Genomic DNA, 19,042 nt, shown 5'->3' on the forward strand with positions numbered 1-19,042 from the left:
CACGACGCTCTTCCGATCCGATCGAGGCGCGCGTCGAGCGCGAACTCGCCGCGGTGCTCGGCAGCACCTCGGCACGGCTGCTGCTCGACGCGGCCCAGCGCGAGGCCGGCGCCGGGCTCGACGCGGTCGCGGCCATCGTCGGCGAGGTCTCGCAGGAACTGCGCTTCAACCAGCGCCTGCTCGAAGCGGCGCTCGAGAACATGAGCCAGGGCATCAGCGTCGTCGACGCCCAGCTGCGCCTCGTCGCCTGGAATCGGCGCTATGTAGAATTGTTCTGTTTTCCAGAAAATCTGCTACGCGTCGGCGCGCCGGTGGCCGAACTCGCCGACTGGGCCTTGCAGCGCCTGCCGCACCGCGGCAGCGCCGAGGCGGCGCTGGAGCGGCGCCTGGCCTTCATGCGCGCGGGCACGCCGCACCTGTCCGAGCGCGTGTTTCCCGACGGCAGCATCGTCGAGATCCGCGGCAACCCCATGCCCGGCGGCGGCTTCGTCGCGACGTTCACCGACGTCACCGCGTTCCGCCGCGCCGAAGCCGCGCTGATCCAGGCCAACGAAAACCTGGAACAGCGTGTCGCCGACCGCACGACCCTGCTCGAACACGCCAAGCGCGAGGCCGAGCGCGCGAACGATGCGAAGAGCCGCTTCCTCGCTGCGATCGGCCACGATCTCATGCAGCCGCTGCACGCGGCGCACCTGTTCACCGACGCGCTCGCGCAGCAGATCGCCGTGCCGGCGCAGCGCGATCTCGTCGCGCAGACCCGCGGCGCGCTGGATTCGACGACCGACCTGCTGACCGGTCTGCTCGACATGTCGCGCCTCGAAGCCGGCGGACTCACGGCTCAGCCGCGCGAGTTCCCGCTCGCCGACGTGCTCGATCCGCTGGCCTCCGAATTCCGCGCGCTCGCGGCCGAGCGCGGCCTCGTGCTGCGCTACCGCGCGAGCGCCGCCTGGGTACGCAGCGATCCGCAGCTGCTGCGCCGCGTGCTGCAGAACTTCCTCGCCAATGCCGTGCGCTACACCATGGCAGGACGCGTGCTGCTCGGCGTGCGCCGCTGCGGCGCGCAGCTGCGCATCGAAGTCCACGACACCGGCCCCGGCATCGCCGCGGACCAGCAGCGCGTGATCTTCGAGGAATTCCGTCGCGGCGACGACGCGGCCGGCCCCGGCCTCGGCCTCGGGCTCGCGATCGCCGAACGCATTGCGCAGCTGCTCGACGCGCCGTTGGGTCTGCGCAGCCGGCTGGGCCGCGGCACGCTGTTCGCGATCACCCTGCCGCTCGCCGCGCCCCGGCGCCGCGAGGAGCCGGCCGCCGCGGCCAAGGCGCATCTGCGCGACACGCATGTGCTCGTCGTCGACAACGAGGCGCCGGCGCTGCAGGCGCTGCGCAGCCTGCTGCTCGGCTGGGGCTGCAGCGTCGCGGCCGCGGCCGACGCCGCCGCCGCCGCGCTCGATGCACGCGCGGCCGATCTCTGGCTGTTCGACTACCACCTCGACGACGACGATACCGGCGTCGCGCTGTACGAACGCCTGAGCGAAAGCCACGGCGCGCGCCCGACCGTGATCATGAGCGCCGACGCCGGCGAATCCGTGCGCAAGGCCGTCTACGAAGCCGGCCTGCCGCTGCTGATCAAGCCGCTGAAACCGCTCGCGCTGAAATCGGTGCTCGATCGGCTGCTGGCGGCGCGGGCGGTGCGATAGCGATCGGGAATCCTTGGTCCACCACCGAACTTGTACGTTGTAACGGGGCTCGCTACCCTTGCCACGCGTTACTTCGGCGTCCAGCCATGATCAGGTCTCACGAGCGCGAAAAGCTCATCAATGCGACGGTTTTCTTCGCAACACACACCAAGTGTTGCGGAAAGATCAAATTGATCAAGCTGCTTTATTTGCTCGATTTCGAACATTTCCGCCAGACCGGTCGCAGCGTTACTGGCCTGGAATACCGTGCCTGGAAACTGGGGCCGGTTCCACCGGCATTGTTCGCCGAATGGGAGGGCCTCGACGCGGATTTCGCGGAGGCCATCGACATCGTTCCCGAGAAGGTTTTTGACTTCATGCGCGAGCGCGTGGTGCCGCGACGCGACTTTGATGAAAGCCATTTCAGCCGCCGCGAACTTCGTCTAATGGAGCAGCTCGCGGCGCGGTTTGAGGAAGAACTCTCGCGGCCCATCATTAACTTTACCCATGCCGAGCTCGGTCCTTGGGCCAAGATCTGGGACAACGGTCGCGGCAATCAGGACCGGATTCCCTACAGTCTTGCCGTTTCCGATGAGGATCCGATGCGGGACGTCGTACTGATGGCTGCCGATGAATATCAGGGCATTGCGGCGGCGGCTGGAAAATCACACTGAGCGCGCGACATGGACGTCGGCGATATCTGCTGTCATGACCAGTTCTACCAGGACGCAAATGGTCAGCTGCGTCCGAAATATTTTCTCGTACCCGCACGCACTGCGCAGGGCGATGTCATCGCCCGGCTGCTGACCAGTCGCTACCGCGAATTCCGTCCTGTCGATCCGCCTTGTCATCATGGTGACCCTTATCCCGGCTTCTATTTCGGCGTACTGGGTGGACCGCTGACGAGAGAATCCTGGCTGGACCTTCGGCCCTTCGATGATCTCGATGTTGATGCCGCGGCCATTGGTTTTCCAAAGGACTGATCCGTGTGGTGCTGCGGCTTGATCCAGGCCGGCTGCGAGCCGCGATGGAATGTGCAGCAGGCGCCGACGACACGACGCGACAGCAGGAGCGGTTGATTCGCGATGCACTGGCTGCGCTGAAGTAATTCGCGCCGGAGTTCTTCGTTGTTGAGCCCGGTGGGCTTTGTGCGTACCCTCCGCGCCGACGTCCGCTGAAGGCAGCGGATGGGACGGACCCGGACGGGACATGAGCAGACCAGATCGCAAGCTATGGGCCGAACAGACGCTGGAGATCCTCGAGCGCGGCCGCTACACCGCCCCCTTGGGCGAGACCGTGGAACTGGCCGCAGCGATCACTGCCTGCCGCGCCGCCACCCGCCTGTTTTCTCCGTCGATGCTGCAGGAATACCGGGATGCGGTGCTGGCCGCGCCGTCGCCGGGCCTCGCCACACGCATCGACGTCGTCAACGAAACCACCTTGCAGGGCATTGCGCGTCTCATCGCCGAAACCGGAGACGGCGACGATCTGGCCGTGCTGAACTTCGCGTCCGCGCGCAACCCTGGCGGCGGTTTCCTCGGCGGGGCACAGGCGCAGGAAGAATCGCTGGCCCGCAGTTCGGCGCTGTATGCCTCGCAGCTGCGGGCGCCGGCTTTTTACGACGACCATCGCCGCTCGTCGTCCCTGCTGTATTCCGATGCGATGATCCTGTCGCCGCACTGTCCGGTGTTTCGCTACGACGACGGGCAATTGCGCGATCGCGCGCACGCAGTCAGTTTCATCACGAGCGCCGCGCCGAATGCCGGCGCGATCCGGCAGCAGCGGCGCGAGCGCGAGCAGCGCGACATCGCATCCACGTTGCGGCGCCGCGCCGAATGCGTGCTCGCCTTGGCCGCAGTGCAGGGCTATCGCCGCCTCGTACTCGGCGCCTGGGGCTGCGGCGTGTTCGGCAACGATCCGCACAGCGTCGCCGCGGTATTTGCTAGCCTGCTGCGCGGTGCCTGGCAAGGCCGCTTTGCGCAGGTCGCGTTCTCGGTACTGGATACGTCGCCGCAGCAGGCGACCTTGCGTGCGTTTCGCGACCTGTTCGCCGCAACGCCGGGACGCTAGCCCCATCCCGCACGCCTTCGTCGAACGGTGCCGTGCTCGCGCGCCGCTGAAACCGGCCATTCGGTCGTGAGCCGGCACCGTACCGTCGCAGCGCGGGCGGCCGGCTGAACTCATCCGTCACGGAGCGGCTTTGGCGCGGACGACGATCGGCACGGGTCAGCGTACGCGGCGATCTCCGTCCGATCTCCTGAGATGGCGGTGAATCAGAGTGACGGTCGCCGGCACGCCGCGAGCCGCCATCGGCGGCCGTTGCCGGCTTCCCTCTATCCGTAACCGCGAGGTTCTCCCATGAATCACTCGAATGCCGCACGCCGGCCCCTGTCAGCCACGTCGCGCAACGCCGATGCGCACGATGTTCCGCGGCGCCGCCTGCTGCTCGCCGCACTGCTGTTCGCCGCCGCGGGCGGCGCTCACGCCACTTGTCCGGGCACGCCGCCGCCAGTCACCACGCCGGTGTGCGACGGCACCGCCGACGACACGTCCGCGCTCCAGTCGCTGATCCACGCCGCATCGCTGAACGGCGCGCCCGCCGTCATTCCCGTCACGCCGAACGGCTGCCGCGTCACCGCGCCGCTCGAAGTCTGCTCGAACACCACGGTCATCCAGCGCGGCCTGCTGAAGGCGAAGACGAGCTGGAGCCCGTCCGGCAGTCCCTTCGGTGTCTACAACATCGCCGACGGCGCGACCGACGTCCGCATCGAAGGCGGCGGCGTCGTCGACGGCAGCAGCGTCGCGACGGCCAGCGGCATCACGTCCGGCGGTGCGACGCTCGGCGATTACCCGAGTTCGACGCCGAACGCGCAGCGCGTGACGATCCATGGCATGACGATCGTGAACATGGGCCAATGGCCGATCCGCATCGACGGCACCGACAATCTGCGCATCGACGGCGTCACTGCAAAGAACTCGCACTACGGCCTCGAAGTGGGCCACGACACGAAGAATGCCGCGCTGACCAATCTGCGTGTCTCCGGCATCGAAGGCAACTGCGTCGTGCTGTACCGCGGCGTGACCGAATCCACCGTGTCGAATTCCCTCGTGTCGGACTGCGGCGGCGTCGGCATCTATGTCCTCAGCGACCGGCCGACGGGCTATCCCGCTTCCCATGCGAACGGCAACGTCACGATCGACGGCAACATCGCGCGCGAGGCACTGGTCGGCATCCAGGTCGGAAACTCGCCGACGGGCGCCGTGGCCACCGGCGTGAACATCTCGGCGAACCAGGCTCACCACAACCGGACCTACGGCATCGGCGTCGTTCCGTGCGACAGCTGCCAGATCACGTCGAACATGACGCACCATAACGGCAACGCGGAAGCGTCGTACCAGCCCGGCATCCTCGTGGCGAATTCGCGCCAGGTCAAAGTCGCAGCGAACACGGTATACAACGAAGGCCAGGGCACGACGACCGGGTTGGGCATCGTGGTCATCGAGACCACGCCGGGCCTGGCAGCCGGCGCGCGCGTCAACGTGACCGGCAATCTCGTCTATGACGACCAGTCGCCGAAGACGATGGTCGGCGCGCTGGGGGGTGCTCTCGCCGCGCCGATCGTTTCGACGGGCAATTCCTTCAGCTCGGGCCTGCTCGACTACTTCAGCTACGCGACCGGCAGCGTGCAGCGCAACTACCTGACGCCGTGAGCGCGGGCACGACGCTCGCTCCGCGTACCGCACTCACCCAAAGGAAGGAAATCTATGAAACTCAAGATACTGGCAAGACTGCTCGGCCTGCTGCCGCTCGCTGCTCTCGCGGCGCAGGAGCCGCAGGCCGGCGTGAAGAAACCCGAGGTCGAGAAGACCGCCGGCGTCGCGAAGACGCCGCTGTGCGCCGGTAGCGACGATACCGTGGCGCTGCAGTCGATGCTCAATCACGGCAATCCGCAGATGACCGTCGTCGAGATTCCGGCGACGCCGACCGGCTGCCGCATTTCCGGCCCGCTGATCGTGCACTCGAACACGCACGTGATACAGAACGGGCTGCTCACGCTGAGCGGCTACGTCTGGCCGTCTCCGGCGGCGACGCAGCGCGGCATGTACACGCTCGAGGACGGTACGCAGAACGTCATCATCGAAGGCAGCGGCACGCTCGACGGCGGCCATCCGAACTACCAGACATTCGCCAGCGGCTGCTGCATGGGCGGTATCGTTTCCGGCGGCCCTGCCATCGGTGCATATGACGTCGAGGTGGAGGACATCACGATACGCGGGCTCACGATCCGCCACATCCCGCAGTGGCCGATCGAGCTCGATGGCGCAAAGCGTGTGCTCATCGACGGCGTGACGGCGCACGACTCGGTGAATACGCTCGCAGTCGGTCATGGTTCCAGCGACGTGATCGTCAACAACCTGCGCGTGTACAACATCGCCGATATCTGTTTCTCGTTCTATCGCGGCGTCGAGAACGCGCTGATCTCGAATTCGGTCGTCAACCAGTGCAACGGCGGCGGCATTTCGGTGTTCAGCGACTGGCCGGCCTGCGTCGGCGATCCGCAATTCAGCAAGAACGTCGTCATCAACAACAACATCGCCTACGGTCGGAATGCTGCGCACGGTGTCGGCGGCATCGACGTGAACGGCCTGGGTACGTCGGGAGAGAGCAATGAATCGACGGCCGTGACGTTCAACCTCGCGCACAGCCACAACAGTCAGGGCGTAGGCATGACGCCGGCGCGGCACGGACTCATCGCCGGCAACATGACGAGCGAGCAGGGCCTGAACAACTACGCGAACGGCGTGAATCTTCTCGGCGCGAAAGGCGTGCTGGTCTCCGGAAACAGCTCGTTCAACCAGGGCGAAGGGTCGACGACGGGCCTTGGCCTCAACGTTTCGACACTGCCGGCCAGTCCGTTGACTCCGTTGCCTATCTGCGGCAGCAGCGTCCCGGCGCTGCCGGCCGTCACGGTCGAACGCGTCTCGATTCTCGACAACTACTTCTACGACTCCGCGACGTCGCCGACGATGCTCCACGCATTGATCAGCGGCAACCCCGTTCCGGTCGTCGTCGCCGGCAACACCTATGCGCCGATGATCGGCGCAGTCGACGTCATCTCCTACGCCACCGGCAGCCACAACGCCGACAACGACGCGCAACCCTGAAACCCCGTGTTGACGACGACGCGGGCGCCGCGTGCGCCCGCGTCTTGCGAAAGCGATGCGGGATGGCTCGCACGTAACGCGGAACCTATTGCAGTATCCAATCCAGACGTTCGTACTGGACATGCAGCAAGGTTTCCAGCGCCCAGATCTCCACCGGCGCGACTTCGCCGTAGTCGCTGACGCGCCACTGGCCGGCGCGGCCGCTCAAGGTGATCGTCGCGGCTAGCGTCCTCTCGCTCCCCGACACGGAGCGGCCGTCTTGCAACCCGCGTCGCCCGGCCCTCGGGCCGGATCGGCGCCTACCATTTAGATTTCGGCGCCGGCTCGGCGAAGAAGCTCTTGACCACGGCGCCGGCGCAACGGATCTCGGCGCCGCCGGCGAAGACGAAGCGGAAGTCGTCGTCGAGCGGGCCAGGCGTGAACACGACCTCGGCGATCGTGTCGCGGATCAGCGCCGTGAGATCCGGCGGCACTTCGCAGCTGCGGTGGTGCACGAAGCAGAGTTGAGCGTGACGGCCGTCGCCGAGCGCCCAGTTCAGGTTCAGTCCGCTGATACCGGGATCGCTGAGCTCGATGCCGGCGAGGCGCGCGCCGACCAGCGCGTTCCAGTCCCCGAGGTTCTCGCGGCCGCCGCCGCGGTTGCGATTGCTGAAGCCGGCGTCCTGCGGGTCCTCGCAGACCAGTCCCTGCTCGTGGAACCAGTCCACGACGGTGTTGATTGCGTCGACGTCGCCGGCACCGGCGCCGTGCAGCGACCATTGCAGATAGCCCGGACGGGCGACCAGCGTGCCTGCGAGAAAACCCTCGACGGTGCCGACGTCGGCCTTGCCGGCAATGCTCGCCCCGTCGAAACGCGCGGCCAGCGCCTTGAGCAGCTTGTGCCGCGCGCGCAGCTGCGCATCCGAAGCCTCGAAGCCGTCGGCGCGTGCTTCAGCGAAATCCTGTTTGCGCGGGACGAAGAAAAGATCCAGGGCCACGGCAAGACTCCACGACGGAGCGTCCATTGTGCGGAGTCGCGGCCGGTGTGGCTACTGCGGACGATGCCGCGTGAGATCGGCGCTGCGTGGTCGAATGGATCAGTGCGGGCGGCAGCCTATTGCCTGCGCGTCGTATCGGCGGCCGCGGCAAGCGGATCGCGGTGCCGGTGTTCGGCCGGTGCTTCGCCGAAGCCTCGCGGCGCCGGCCCGAAGACCGCTTCGCGCACGTCGGCAAGGTTGTTGCCGACTTCGGCGACGACGGTAATGAGCTGGTCGGGACTGAGACCTAACCGCGTCGCCCAGTAGTTGAGTTCCCAGGTCACGGCGATGTTGATCGTGCCGCCGTGCCGGCCGGTGGTAGGGGTGAAGTGCATCGCGCTCTCCTTCACGCTCGGATGGTCCGGTAGGTTTCTCGCCGCGCGCTGGTGCCGCGGCCGCCGGAACCGCGAGGCGCGATGATCGCGGGCGGCTCCAGGGAGCGTGGATGCCGCGTGATGCCGGGAAGTTTCGCCGTGCGTAGCACGCCGTTCAGCGGGGAGTCGACTCGGGCCGCGCAGCGGCCGCGGCCGTCGTTCAGAGCTGGCGCGCGGGGTCGCTGAGCTCGAGTTCGCGCAGCACGACGCCGGCCTGCGTGCGGTTGCGCACGCCGAGGCGGTCGAAGATCGCCGTCAGATGCGCCTTGACCGTGCGTTCCTGCACGTCGAGGCGATCGGCGATCTGCTTGTTGAGCAGGCCTTCGGCGACGAGCACGAGCACGCGGAACTGCTGCGGCGACAGGCTGGCCAGACGCGCGGCGAGATCGGCGTCCTGCGCCGAGGACTGCGCGCGCGAGACGCTGCCGCGCAGCGAAGCCGGCAGCCACTGCTCGCAGGCGAGTACAGTGCGTATCGCGTCGCGCAGCTCGTCGAGGCCCGAGCTTTTGGGCAGGTAGCCCGCGGCGCCGTGATCGAGCGCGCGGCGCACGACGCGCGGATCGTCGTTGGCCGACACGACGACGACGGCCACGCCCGGATGCTGCGCGCGGATCGCGGCGAGTCCGGCCAGGCCGTGGTTGCCGGGCATGTGCAGGTCGAGCAGCACGAGGTCGATGTCCGGCTCGCGTTCGAGCGTGCCGAGCACGCCGTCGAGCGAATCGGCTTCGTGCACCTGCAATCCGGCCACCGCGTCGGCGGCGGCGCCGCGCAGTGCCGCGCGGAACAGCGGATGGTCGTCGGCGATCAGCAGCGAAGGCATGGCGGTTCCGCGGCCGTGGCCGGCGCGGCTACTGCACCGTCCAGCCGCCGTCGACCGTGATCGTGTGGCCGGTGATGTTGCGCGCCGGCGGCGAGATCAGGAAGGCGGTGATGCCGGCGAGCTCGTCGAAGCCGATGAACACGCCCTTGGGCATGGGCTTGAGCATGACGTCGCTGACGACCTGCGCCTCGGGGATGCCGCGCGTGCGCGCCTGATCGGCGATCTGCTTGTCGACCAGCGGAGTCTTCACGTAGGTCGGGCAGATCGTGTTGATCGTGATGTCGGTGTTCGCGGTTTCGAGCGCGATGACTTTCGAGAAGCCGATGAGCCCGTGCTTGGCCGCGACGTAGGCGCTCTTGTACGGGCTGGCCACGAGCGAATGGATGGAGCCGATGTTGACGATGCGGCCGAAACCGCGCTCGCGCATGCCGGGCAGCACGGCGCGGGTCAGCCGCGCGACGCCGACGAGCATGACCTGGACGAGGAAATCCCACTTGGCGATCGGGAACTCTTCGAGCGGCGCGACATGCTGCAGGCCGGCGTTGTTGACGAGCACGTCGACCGGACGCGTCGCGGCGGCCAGCGCCGCGGCCACGCTGTCGTCGGAGGTCACGTCGAGCGCGAGCGCCTCGGCCGAGCCGCCGCCGGCGAGGATCTGCGCCGCGACGGCGTCGACGGCACTGCGATCCAGGTCGGTGAGTATCAGGTGGTGGCCGGCGGCCGCCAGTTCCGTGGCGATGCCGGCGCCGATGCCGCTGCCGGCGCCGGTGATCAGGATGCAGCGTTGGGTCATTGCGATTCTCCTGGCGCAAGCCTAGCAAGCGCCCTGGGCGCCGGCTTGGTACGAAAGTACGATAGCCGAGCATATCCGGCTTGGTAGGGTTGGCGAATGACTATTGCCCCGATTTCGCGCGCTTCGACGCTAGTGCTGTTGACCCTGCTCGCCGCCTGCGACCGCACCCCGCCCGCGGCGCCGACGACCGCTGGGCCGCCCACTGCCAAGCCGGCGCCCGCTGCGGCCGCCGCGGAGACGACAGCGATGTTCACCGCCCAACGGGTCACAGAGCATCGCGACGGCGACGACCTGCTCAGCGCCGGCCTCGGCCTCGACGGCCTGCGCGAGATGAAGCCGCCGGCGTTCGCGAATCCCGAGGCTCCTACGCCGGCGGAACTGCGCCGGCGCGCGCTCTGGAGCAACTGGCGCGGCATCGCCGATCTGACGCCGGCCGGCGGTTTCGGCAGCGTCTACGGCGAGCTGCCGTCGGTCCCCGGCCGCGAGTTCCAGGCGCTGGCGACATTGCCGGGCGCGAAGCAGCCGCATCGCGTGCTCGTGCAGATTCCCGACGGTTTCGATCAGAAGAAGCGCTGCCTCGTCGTCGCGGCTTCCTCGGGCTCGCGCGGCGTCTACGGCGCGATCGCGGTCGCCGGTCCGTGGGCGCTGCCGAAAGGCTGCGCCGTGGCCTATACCGACAAGGGCGCCGGCACCGACTATTTCGATCTGGCCGAACGGCGCGGTGTGCGCATCGACGGCACGAGCGGCGGCGCCGACGACGTGCTCGCGTTCAAACCCGACAGCACGGCGACCAGCGGCGTCGCTTTCAAGCATGCCCACTCCAGGGACAACCCCGAGGCCGACTGGGGTCGCCACGTCAAGCAGGCTGCCGAATACGGCCTGCGCGCGCTGGCCGAGGCGCTGCCGCAGCAGGCGCCGTTCACGTTCGACGACACGCGCGTGATCGCCGTCGGCATTTCCAACGGCGGCGGCGCCGTGCTGCGTGCGGCCGAACTCGACGGCGACTGGCTCAAGGGCGTCGTCGCCGGCGAACCGAATGTCTACGTCGACGCGGCCGGTTCGCGCACCTTGTACGACTACACCACCGAGGCGGCGCTGCTGATGCCGTGCGCGCTGCCGAAGCTCGGCCTGCCGGCCGTGCCCGACGTGGCGCAGCGCTGCGCGGCCGCTGTCGCCGCAGGCCTGATCGCCGGCGCCGACCTGCCGGCGCAGCAGGCCGCGGCCTACGGCGCGCTGCATGCGAGCGGCTGGACCGACGAAGCCTTGCGCGCCGGTTCGATCAGCGTGACCTTCGATCTCTGGCGCGCGGTCGCCGTGACGTATGCCTCGGCCTACGGCCGCTACGGCGCCGGCGAAGAGCCGTGCATCGCCGGCTTCGGCGCGTTGAATGCCGACGGCACGCCGCGCACGAGCACGCCCGCCGAGCGCGCGGCGTGGTGGTCGGACGCCAGCGGCATTCCGCCGGGCGCCGGCGTCGCATTCCGCGTGGCCAAGCCGGCCGAACCGCACGACGCGCTGAACTGCCTGCGCGCTCTGTGGACCGGCAACGATGCGGCCGCGACGCGGGTGAAGAAAGGCATCGCCGAAACCAGGGCCGGCCTGCCGCGCAAGGGCCTTCCCGTGCTGGTCGTGCACGGCCTCGACGACGGCCTGATCCCGGCCGCGTTCAGCAGCGCGCCGTATGCGGCCGCGGCCAAGGCCGGCGGCGCCGACCTGCGCTACTGGCAGGTGCGCAACGCGCAGCACTTCGACGCGTTCCTCGGCCTGCCGCAATACGGCGCGGCCTATCTGCCGCTGCTGCCCTACGTCTACCGCGCGCTCGACCGCGTCTGGGCGCGTGTCGACGGCGGCGCCGAGCTGCCGGCCGACGCCGTCATTGCGACGACGCCGCGCGGCATGGGCAAGGCGCTCGAAGCGAGCCATCTCGCACTGCCGTAGGGGGGCGGTGCGGACGGCAAATCCAATGTCCGACGGAAGCAGCGTGCCGCCCCAGGGCGCCGCGCCGGGACGGCAAGCCGTGACGCGAACACAGTCGGAATGCTGAATCCCTGGGCCGCGATCCCGGCGGCGCCGCCATTCGTGCTGCCGATGGACAGCGCCTACATCGCGGCGGCCAACGCCGCCTGCGAACCGTATGCGCCCGGCTGGCTGCATACGGGCCGCATGCCGGAACCGCGGTCGGGTCGACGCGACGCACCGGTACTCGTGCTCCAGATCAATCCGAGCTACGACCCGACGACGATGCGCGAGGCCTTGTCGGCGACCGCCGTTGCGGAGCAGCGTGCCGCGCTGGCCGACGAATACGCGCCGCATGCGTGCCTGGCGCGCGGCGACCCCTGGTGGCTGCGCGCGTTCGCGCAGCCGGTGGCGCAGTTCGGCCGGGCCCGCGTCGCGCAGGCCGTCTGCTCGCTCGAATATTTCCCGTACCCGTCGCGGCGTTTCTCGCACGCGCACTGGCGCCTGCGGTCGCAGGACTATCAGTTTTCGCTGGTCTGCGACGCGCTGGCCCGCGGCGCGCTGATCGTCGTCACACGCGGCCTGTCCCTATGGCTGGGTGCCGTGCCCGAGCTCGCGGTGGAGCTGGGCCGCACGGTGCTGCTCTCGCGTAACCCTCAACGAGTCAGCATTTCGCCGGGCAACTTGCCCGGCGGTGGTTACGAGCGCGTGCTCGCGGCCATCGAATCCGCCGGCACGCATGCGTCATAGCGGATTGACGTCCGCTTGCCGGACTCAGGCCTTCTTGCCCGTGAAGAACGACCTGATCGCCGCGGCCGCGGCGATCAGGCCGACGATCACGAGCTTGAACGACTTGGCCAGGAACGCCGCGAGCAGCGCGAACAGGCCCATCTTCTTCGCGGCGACGCCGCCGATCAGCGCGGCCAGGCCGTAGCCGGCGACCTTGTCTGTGCTCGAGTCGAAGTCGGCGTAGCGCTTGCCGTCGATGAAGGCTACCTGGCCGAGCAGGTTCTTCGCGACGGGCTTCTGCGATTCGACGAGCGAGGCGGTCGTGATCAGGTTCAGCGAGACGTAGCCTTCGCGGCCGAGCACGTAGGTGTTGTAGTTGACCGTGTTGTCTTCGCCGGGCGCGGCATTCTTGTTGCGCGCCTCGGCCGACCAGACCAGGCGCTGCGTCGCGCCGTCGTAGCTCGGCGGTTCGATCCAGCGCGTGACTTCGAGCGCCGGAATGCCCATCTGCAGGCGGCGCTTGTTGCCGGCTTCGGTGCCTTCCTTGATGTTGGACAGCAGTTCGTCGGCGTCCCAGTGCTTGGCGTCGTCGTCTTCGATGTAGCCGGCCGGGTTGTAGTCGACCGAGACCATCCATTCGCCGCCGCTGTCCTGCGTGGTCGGCACGACCAGGCCGATGAAATTCGGATCGCTGCCGTTGCCCATGGCTTCCATCAGCGCCGTGGCCTCGCGCGTCGGGATGAAGCCGAACCCTTCGGGCAGCTGCAGGGTGGCCTGGTTGCGCAGCTCGATGCGGCGCGGTCCGGCCTGCAGTGCCTTGCCGGCATTGGCCCAGGCGCTGTTCGCGGCGATTTCGGCCGGCGAGGAGGCCGGCGTGTCCTGCGCCGCAGCGGAAAGAACGGGAGCGAGCAGCAGCGCTGCGACGCAGACGAGCCAACGGTTCCAGCGCGAGCCGGCCATAGAGACAACTCCTGACGAACGGCCGCGGCGCGGCCCGATTTGAATCGCCGCAGGCGCACGGCCGGCGGCGGATTCCCCGCCGCAGTCTACTATCGGCGTGAAAATTTCGTCGAATCGCCGGCGCCGCCGCGGCCGCCGGCCGAGAGCGCAGCGGCCGCGCCGGTCCCGCCCGGCGCGATCCGCTTCAGCGCTTCACTGCCGCAGCCGATAGCCCGTGCGGAAGATCCACCAGACCACGCCGAGGCAGACGACGAGGAACGCCAGGGTCATGCTGAAGCTCAGCGCCGCGTTGACGTCGGACACGCCGTAGAAGCTCCAGCGGAAGCCGTTGACGAGATAGACCACCGGATTGATCAGCGCGACCTTCTGCCAGAACGGCGGCAGCATGCTGATCGAATAGAAGCTGCCGCCGAGGAAGGTCAGCGGCGTGACGATCATCAGCGGAATCACCTGCAGCTTCTCGAAGCCGTCGGCCCAGATGCCGATGATGAAGCCGAACAGGCTGAACGTCGCGGCGGTCAGCACGAGGAAGCCGATCATCCAGAGCGGATGCGCTATCTCGTAGGCGACGAAGAAGCGCGCCGTGATCAGGATCAGCAGGCCCAGTATCACCGACTTGCTCGCGGCGGCGCCGACGTAGCCGACGACGACTTCGATCCACGACACGGGTGCCGACAGCAGCTCGTAGATAGTGCCGGACCACTTCGGTAGGTAGATGCCGAACGAGGCGTTGGAAATGCTCTCTGTCAGCAGGGTCAGCATGATCAGGCCCGGGATGATGAACGCGCCGTAGTCGACGCCGTCGACCGCGCCCATGCGCGAGCCGATTGCGGCGCCGAACACGATGAAGTAGAGCGACGTCGACAGCACCGGCGACGCGATGCTCTGCATCAACGTACGGCCGGTGCGCGCCATTTCGAAACGGTAGATTGCGCGGATCGCGTGGAGGTTCATGCGCGCGTGCTCACGAGGCTCACGAAAATGTCCTCGAGCGAGCTCTCGCTCGAATGGAGGTCCTTGAAGTCGATGCCGTGCTCGGCCAGGCGCCGCAGCAGGCCGGCGATGCCGGTGCGCTCGCTCTGCGTGTCGAAGGTGTAGACGAGCTCGTTGCCGTCGGCCGACAGTTCCAGCGGCTCGCCGGCCAGTTCCGGCGGGATCGCCGCGAGCGGGCTTTGCAGCTGCAGGGTCAGCTGCTTCTTGCCGAGCTGGCGCATGAGCCGGGTCTTTTCCTCGACGAGGATGATCTCGCCCTTGGAGATCACGCCGATGCGGTCGGCCATCTCCTCGGCTTCCTCGATGTAGTGCGTGGTCAGGATGATCGTGACGCCGCGCTCGCGCAGGCCGCGCACCATCGCCCACATGTCGCGCCGCAGCTCCACGTCGACGCCGGCGGTCGGCTCGTCGAGGAACAGGATGGACGGCTCGTGCGACAGCGCCTTGGCGATCATGACGCGGCGCTTCATGCCGCCGGACAGGGTCATGATCTTCGCGTCGCGTTTGTCCCAGAGCGACAGGTCGCGCAGGATGCGTTCGAGCAATGCCGGATCGCTGGGCTTGCCGAACAGGCCGCGGCTGAAATTCAGCGTGGCCCAGACCGTCTCGAACGCGTCGGTGTGCAGCTCCTGCGGCACGAGGCCGATCTTGCTGCGCGAAGCGCGGTAGTCGCGCACGATGTCGTGGCCGTCGGCGAGCACGCGGCCTGCCGTCGGATTGACGATGCCGCAGATGGTGCTGATCAGGGTGGTCTTGCCGGCGCCGTTCGGACCGAGCAGCGCGAAGATCTCGCCGCGGCGTATCTCGAGGTTGATGTTGCGCAGCGCCGAGAAGCCGGACTTGTAGGTCTTGTCGAGGTTCGTGATCGTGATGATGGGGTCCACGAGGGCTCCGCGTGTCGCCGGGGCGGCGGCGTCCGGCGCGAAGGGTAATCCAGATCGGCGGCGCCGGCGCATCCGGCCGCAACGGATCGGCGCGGCGGCTGGGAGATCCGGCGCGTTCGGATCACTTCGTTGGGGCGACGGCCGCACCGTCGACAGGTTATACAATGTCGCCGCGTACACGCCGCGGCCGCGCCGGGCGGCGCCAACCGGGGGGATCGCCATGGTCAGGGCAGCCGTATTCATCGGTGTCGACAGGGCCGCAGGATTGGCGCCGCTGCACGATGCCGCCGCCGGCGCGAGGCGCCTGCACGACGGCTGGGCCGCGGAGCAGAAGTTCGCCTATACCGAGCTCGTGACCGACGAAGGCGGCGCCAAGGTCACGCTGGACCGCGTCTACGACGCGGTCGGCCGGCTGCTGCGGCCCGACGTGGAACAGCTGGTCGTCTATTTCGCCGGCCACGGCGTCAATGCCGCGCGCCACGAATGCTGGCTGCTCAGCGATGCGCCGCGCGTCGGCCATGCCGTGATCAGCGCGACGATCAGCGAGGAGCAGGCGCGCTACTGCGGCGTGCCGCACGTCGTGTTCATCTCCGACGCTTGCCGCACCGCGCCGGCCAGCATCGGCCTGCAGAACGTCAACGGCAACGGCATCTTTCCGAACGAGGAACCCAGCGGCACCGAGAAACCGGTCGACCTGTTCTTCGGCGCCTCGCTGGGCCGGCCGGCCTTCGAGGTCAGCAACGTCGACGATGCGGCGGCCGGCTTCACGGCGCTGTACACCGACGCCCTCGCCAACGCGCTGCGCTTCGGCGTGCCCGAGCTCGTCGACTGGACCGGCGCAGGCGCCGGCGAGACCGGCCTGATCCGGCCGCGCCGCCTGCGCGACTATCTCGGCAAGGCCGTGACCCGCACGATCCGGGACCGCAACCTCCCGGAGCCCGTCGTGCAGGTGCCCGACGCGCGCATCACCTCCGATCCGCAGGTCTGGGTGTCGCGGCGGCTGGGCCGGCCGCCGCCGCCGCCGCAAATCCAGCCCGCGCCCGCGCCGCCGTTCTCGATGGCGCCGCCTGCGCACCGGAACCCGGACTGGCTGGACGACGTCGAGTCCGCGGGGCCGGGCTCCGCTGCCTCGGCGTCGGCACCCGGCGAGGTCGACGCCTCATTCGAGAGCATGCAGTACGACTTCGATGTGACCGGCGAATTCGAATCGCCGTTCGAGAGCCTGCGGTCGCCGCGCCGCGGAACGGGCGCCGGCCCCGCGCCCGATCTGCGCGAGGCTTCGGGCTCGCTCGTCAGCCTCGCGCTGCAGAACCCGGGCTTCGTCGCCGACCTGCTGTCGGTGACCGATGCGGCCGGGCCGCGCCAGTTCGAGACCCAGTGCGGCTTCAAGCTGCGCGGCGCGCGCGTGCGCGAGGCGTTCGCGCTCGGTGCGACCGTGCAGAAACTCGGCCGCGCCGAGGACATCGTCCGCGTCGGCCCGCAGCAGCCGGCGCCGCTCGTGCTGCTCGTGCTCGACGACGGCGGCGGCGTCGTCGCGCCGGCGATCCGCGATTTCATCGGCGCACTGACGTTCGACGGCGGCGAGTTCGTCGACCTGGCCTACGAACCGTCGGCCAACAGCGGCCGCGCCGGCGCCTACCGCGACCGCGCGCGCGAGCTGCAGACCCTGCGCAAGGTAGTCGCGGCGGCCAGCCGCAACGGCTCGTTCCGCCTCGAAGGCGACGACGCGGCGACGCTCGCGCGCCGCATGCAGCTGCTAAAGGGCGTGGATCCGTCGCTCGCCATCTATGCCGCCTACGCCTATTACGATCGCCGCGACCTGCCGCGTCTCGCGCAGATGCACGATTTCCTGCGCGACGATCTCGGCGCCTCGCTGTTCGACGTCGCGCTGCTGTCCGGCGCGCTGGACGGCCGCACGATAGAACCCGGCGACCCGCTGCTCGGCCTGTTCCCGCTGCTGAGCCAGGGCTGGATCTACCTGCGCACGCGCCGCGTCTCGCTGCCGGGCGGCACCGAGATCCTGCAGGCGCATCTGCGCGACTCGCTCTGGACCCAGTTCGACGCACGCGGCGTCGACCGGCTTCGTTCCACCTGCTTCAAGGACGCATCGCCATGGCAACTCGTCGACTAGTCTTCGTTCACGGGCGCGCGCAGGAACACAAGGACGCGCAGGCGCTCAAGGATTCCTGGGTCGCTTCGCTGCGCAAGGGCCTGGCCAAGAGCAACCTGACGTTGCCGATCGCCGAAAGCGACATCCGCTTTCCGTACTACGGCCAGGCGCTGTTCGACCGCGTTGCCGGATTGCCCGACGACCGCGTCGCGCAGGTCGTCATGCGCGGCGCCGGCCAGCCGGCGGACGAGCGCGAATTCGTGCGCGCGGTGCTGGCCGAGGTCGCTGCGGAAGTGGGGGTTTCCGACGCGGAAATCGCCGCGGTGGCCGAGGCGCAGATCATCGAGCGCGGCATCCAGAACTGGGAATGGGTGCAGCGCGTGCTCGTCGCGCTCGACCGGCACGTGCCGAAGGCGAGCAAGCTGAGCATCGCGCTCGCGACCGAGGACGTCTCCAGATACCTGTTCGACCCGCGCATCGGCGATGCAATCGACGAAGGCGTGCGCGCCGCCATGGTCGACGACGTGCCGACGGTCGTCGTCAGCCATTCGCTCGGTACCGTCGTCGCCTACAAGATGCTCAAGGAAATGCAGAGTCACGAACGCTGGAACGTGCCGCTGTTCGTGACCCTGGGCTCGCCGCTCGCGATCAGCGCGATACGCCGGCGCCTGCAGCCGCTGCGCCATCCGGACTACGTCGGCCGCTGGTTCAACGCGATGGATCCGCGCGACGTCGTCGCGCTGTATCCGCTGGACCAGGCCAACTTCCCGATCGACCCGGCGATCGAGAACAAGACCGACGTCGACAACTTCACCGACAACCGTCACGGCATCGCCGGCTATCTCGAAGACCCGGTCGTCGCGCAGCGCATCCACGCGGCGCTGAGCGGCGACTGAGCCCCGCAGGGCCGGGGACGCGGCCTCAGAGGCGCGCGTCCACCGGTTCGCTTTCGAGCGCGAGCACGCCGAACACGCATTCGTGCACGCGGTACAGCGGCTCGTAGTCGACGAAGCGGTACAGCGCCTCGATGCCGAGCGCGAACTCGCGCAGTGCGAGCGACTGCTTGCGGCGCAGGCCGCGCACGCGCAGGCGTTCGAGGTTGGCCGGCTCGGTGTACTCCGGACCGTAGATGATGCGCAGGTACTCGCGGCCGCGGCATTTCACCGCCGGCTGCAGCAGGCCGCGCGCGCCGCGTGCCAGGCCGCCGGCCGGCTTGAGCACCATGCCTTCGCCGCCCTCGGCCGTGAGCCGTTCCCACCAGGCCACGGCCGCGGCGACGCTGGCCTCGTCGGACAGGTCGACGAAGCAGTGGCGCGTCATACGGACCAGCGCCGGATCGGCCGCGGCCAGGCGCCCGATCAGGCCGAGATGCCAGCGGTGATCGCGCGCGAGACCGACGTTGCGCTCGCTCGCGAGCACGTGGAACGGCGCGAGGCGCAGATCGGCCAGGCTCTGCGTCGGCCAGCAGTAGTGGCCGTAGGCGTCGACGAAACGCTGCGCCGCGTCGTGGCGCGCGCGCGCCTGGGCCAGCGCATCGCCGGCCTCGACGCCGCGCGCCAGCGCGG

Annotated in this window: 18 protein-coding genes and 1 pseudogene; 10 read left to right on the plus strand and 9 right to left on the minus strand. The window is 68.7% G+C overall.

Annotated elements, in window-relative coordinates; translation table 11 throughout:
- The 6 genes from NON22_RS08465 to NON22_RS08490 form a co-directional block, all read left to right on the plus strand.
- Positions 1–1,697: PAS-domain containing protein (locus NON22_RS08465; RefSeq protein WP_257386493.1), on the plus strand; the 1,697-nt coding region annotated here is incomplete at its 5' end.
- Between the two features lie 86 nt (positions 1,698–1,783).
- Positions 1,784–2,350 carry a type II toxin-antitoxin system antitoxin SocA domain-containing protein gene (locus NON22_RS08470; protein ID WP_257386494.1) on the plus strand — a complete coding sequence of 189 codons (567 nt, stop codon included), beginning with the start codon at positions 1,784–1,786 and terminating at the stop codon, positions 2,348–2,350.
- A 9-nt stretch (positions 2,351–2,359) separates the two neighbouring features.
- Positions 2,360–2,659, plus strand: coding sequence for a hypothetical protein (locus NON22_RS08475; RefSeq protein ID WP_257386495.1), 300 nt, complete (start codon positions 2,360–2,362; stop codon positions 2,657–2,659).
- 226 nt (positions 2,660–2,885) lie between these two features.
- Positions 2,886–3,746 carry a TIGR02452 family protein gene (locus NON22_RS08480; RefSeq protein ID WP_257386496.1) on the plus strand — a complete coding sequence of 287 codons (861 nt, stop codon included), beginning with the start codon at positions 2,886–2,888 and terminating at the stop codon, positions 3,744–3,746.
- 288 nt (positions 3,747–4,034) lie between these two features.
- On the plus strand, positions 4,035–5,387 hold the full coding sequence (locus NON22_RS08485) for a right-handed parallel beta-helix repeat-containing protein (RefSeq protein WP_257386497.1): 1,353 nt from the start codon (positions 4,035–4,037) through the stop codon (positions 5,385–5,387).
- Positions 5,388–5,441: 54 nt separating this feature from the next.
- Entirely contained in the window at positions 5,442–6,842 is a 1,401-nt protein-coding gene (locus tag NON22_RS08490) for a right-handed parallel beta-helix repeat-containing protein (protein ID WP_257386498.1), read from the plus strand.
- Positions 6,843–6,927: 85 nt separating this feature from the next.
- Here the strand turns inward: NON22_RS08490 and NON22_RS08495 are convergent, their stop codons facing one another.
- From NON22_RS08495 to NON22_RS08515, 5 genes are all read right to left on the minus strand, one after another.
- Complete coding sequence (locus NON22_RS08495) at positions 6,928–7,089, minus strand: hypothetical protein (RefSeq protein WP_257386499.1); 162 nt, start codon at positions 7,087–7,089, stop codon at positions 6,928–6,930.
- A 52-nt stretch (positions 7,090–7,141) separates the two neighbouring features.
- Positions 7,142–7,819: a hypothetical protein gene (locus NON22_RS08500; RefSeq protein ID WP_257386500.1), complete on the minus strand. Its 678-nt coding sequence runs from the start codon at positions 7,817–7,819 to the stop codon at positions 7,142–7,144.
- Between the two features lie 116 nt (positions 7,820–7,935).
- A complete protein-coding gene (locus NON22_RS08505; protein WP_257386501.1) occupies positions 7,936–8,193 on the minus strand; it encodes a DUF3606 domain-containing protein in 258 nt (85 codons plus the stop codon).
- Between the two features lie 199 nt (positions 8,194–8,392).
- Positions 8,393–9,052 (minus strand): response regulator transcription factor, encoded by a 660-nt coding sequence (locus tag NON22_RS08510; protein ID WP_257386502.1) that lies wholly within the window; start codon positions 9,050–9,052, stop codon positions 8,393–8,395.
- A 28-nt stretch (positions 9,053–9,080) separates the two neighbouring features.
- Positions 9,081–9,845, minus strand: coding sequence for a 3-hydroxybutyrate dehydrogenase (locus NON22_RS08515; RefSeq protein WP_257386503.1), 765 nt, complete (start codon positions 9,843–9,845; stop codon positions 9,081–9,083).
- A 246-nt stretch (positions 9,846–10,091) separates the two neighbouring features.
- Between NON22_RS08515 and NON22_RS08520 the strand changes: the two genes are divergently transcribed.
- Complete coding sequence (locus NON22_RS08520) at positions 10,092–11,783, plus strand: D-(-)-3-hydroxybutyrate oligomer hydrolase (protein ID WP_257386504.1); 1,692 nt, start codon at positions 10,092–10,094, stop codon at positions 11,781–11,783.
- A gap of 99 nt (positions 11,784–11,882) precedes the next feature.
- Positions 11,883–12,551 carry a hypothetical protein gene (locus NON22_RS08525; protein ID WP_257386505.1) on the plus strand — a complete coding sequence of 223 codons (669 nt, stop codon included), beginning with the start codon at positions 11,883–11,885 and terminating at the stop codon, positions 12,549–12,551.
- A 24-nt stretch (positions 12,552–12,575) separates the two neighbouring features.
- Here the strand turns inward: NON22_RS08525 and NON22_RS08530 are convergent, their stop codons facing one another.
- From NON22_RS08530 to NON22_RS08540, 3 genes are all read right to left on the minus strand, one after another.
- Positions 12,576–13,490, minus strand: a complete 915-nt coding sequence (locus NON22_RS08530; protein ID WP_257386506.1) for a DUF2167 domain-containing protein — start codon at positions 13,488–13,490, stop codon at positions 12,576–12,578.
- A 192-nt stretch (positions 13,491–13,682) separates the two neighbouring features.
- Entirely contained in the window at positions 13,683–14,444 is a 762-nt protein-coding gene (locus NON22_RS08535) for an ABC transporter permease (RefSeq protein WP_257386507.1), read from the minus strand.
- Positions 14,441–15,367 (minus strand): ABC transporter ATP-binding protein, encoded by a 927-nt coding sequence (locus tag NON22_RS08540; RefSeq protein ID WP_257386508.1) that lies wholly within the window; start codon positions 15,365–15,367, stop codon positions 14,441–14,443. The genes NON22_RS08535 and NON22_RS08540 overlap by 4 nt, the downstream gene beginning before the upstream one ends.
- A 220-nt stretch (positions 15,368–15,587) precedes the next feature.
- On the opposite strand from NON22_RS08540, the gene NON22_RS08545 reads away from it, so the two are divergent.
- Together NON22_RS08545 and NON22_RS08550 are read left to right on the plus strand one after the other, a co-directional pair.
- On the plus strand, positions 15,588–17,498 hold the full coding sequence (locus tag NON22_RS08545; RefSeq protein WP_257386509.1) for a caspase family protein: 1,911 nt from the start codon (positions 15,588–15,590) through the stop codon (positions 17,496–17,498).
- Positions 17,480–18,373 carry a hypothetical protein gene (locus tag NON22_RS08550; protein WP_257386510.1) on the plus strand — a complete coding sequence of 298 codons (894 nt, stop codon included), beginning with the start codon at positions 17,480–17,482 and terminating at the stop codon, positions 18,371–18,373. Before NON22_RS08545 ends, NON22_RS08550 begins: the two co-directional genes overlap by 19 nt.
- Before the next feature lie 25 nt (positions 18,374–18,398).
- On the opposite strand, the pseudogene NON22_RS08555 reads toward NON22_RS08550, so the two are convergent.
- A pseudogene (locus tag NON22_RS08555) lies at positions 18,399–19,042 on the minus strand (polynucleotide kinase-phosphatase); the annotation flags it as partial.

The sequence above is a fragment of the Tahibacter caeni genome, assembly GCF_024609805.1.
GTDB lineage: Bacteria > Pseudomonadota > Gammaproteobacteria > Xanthomonadales > Rhodanobacteraceae > Tahibacter > Tahibacter caeni.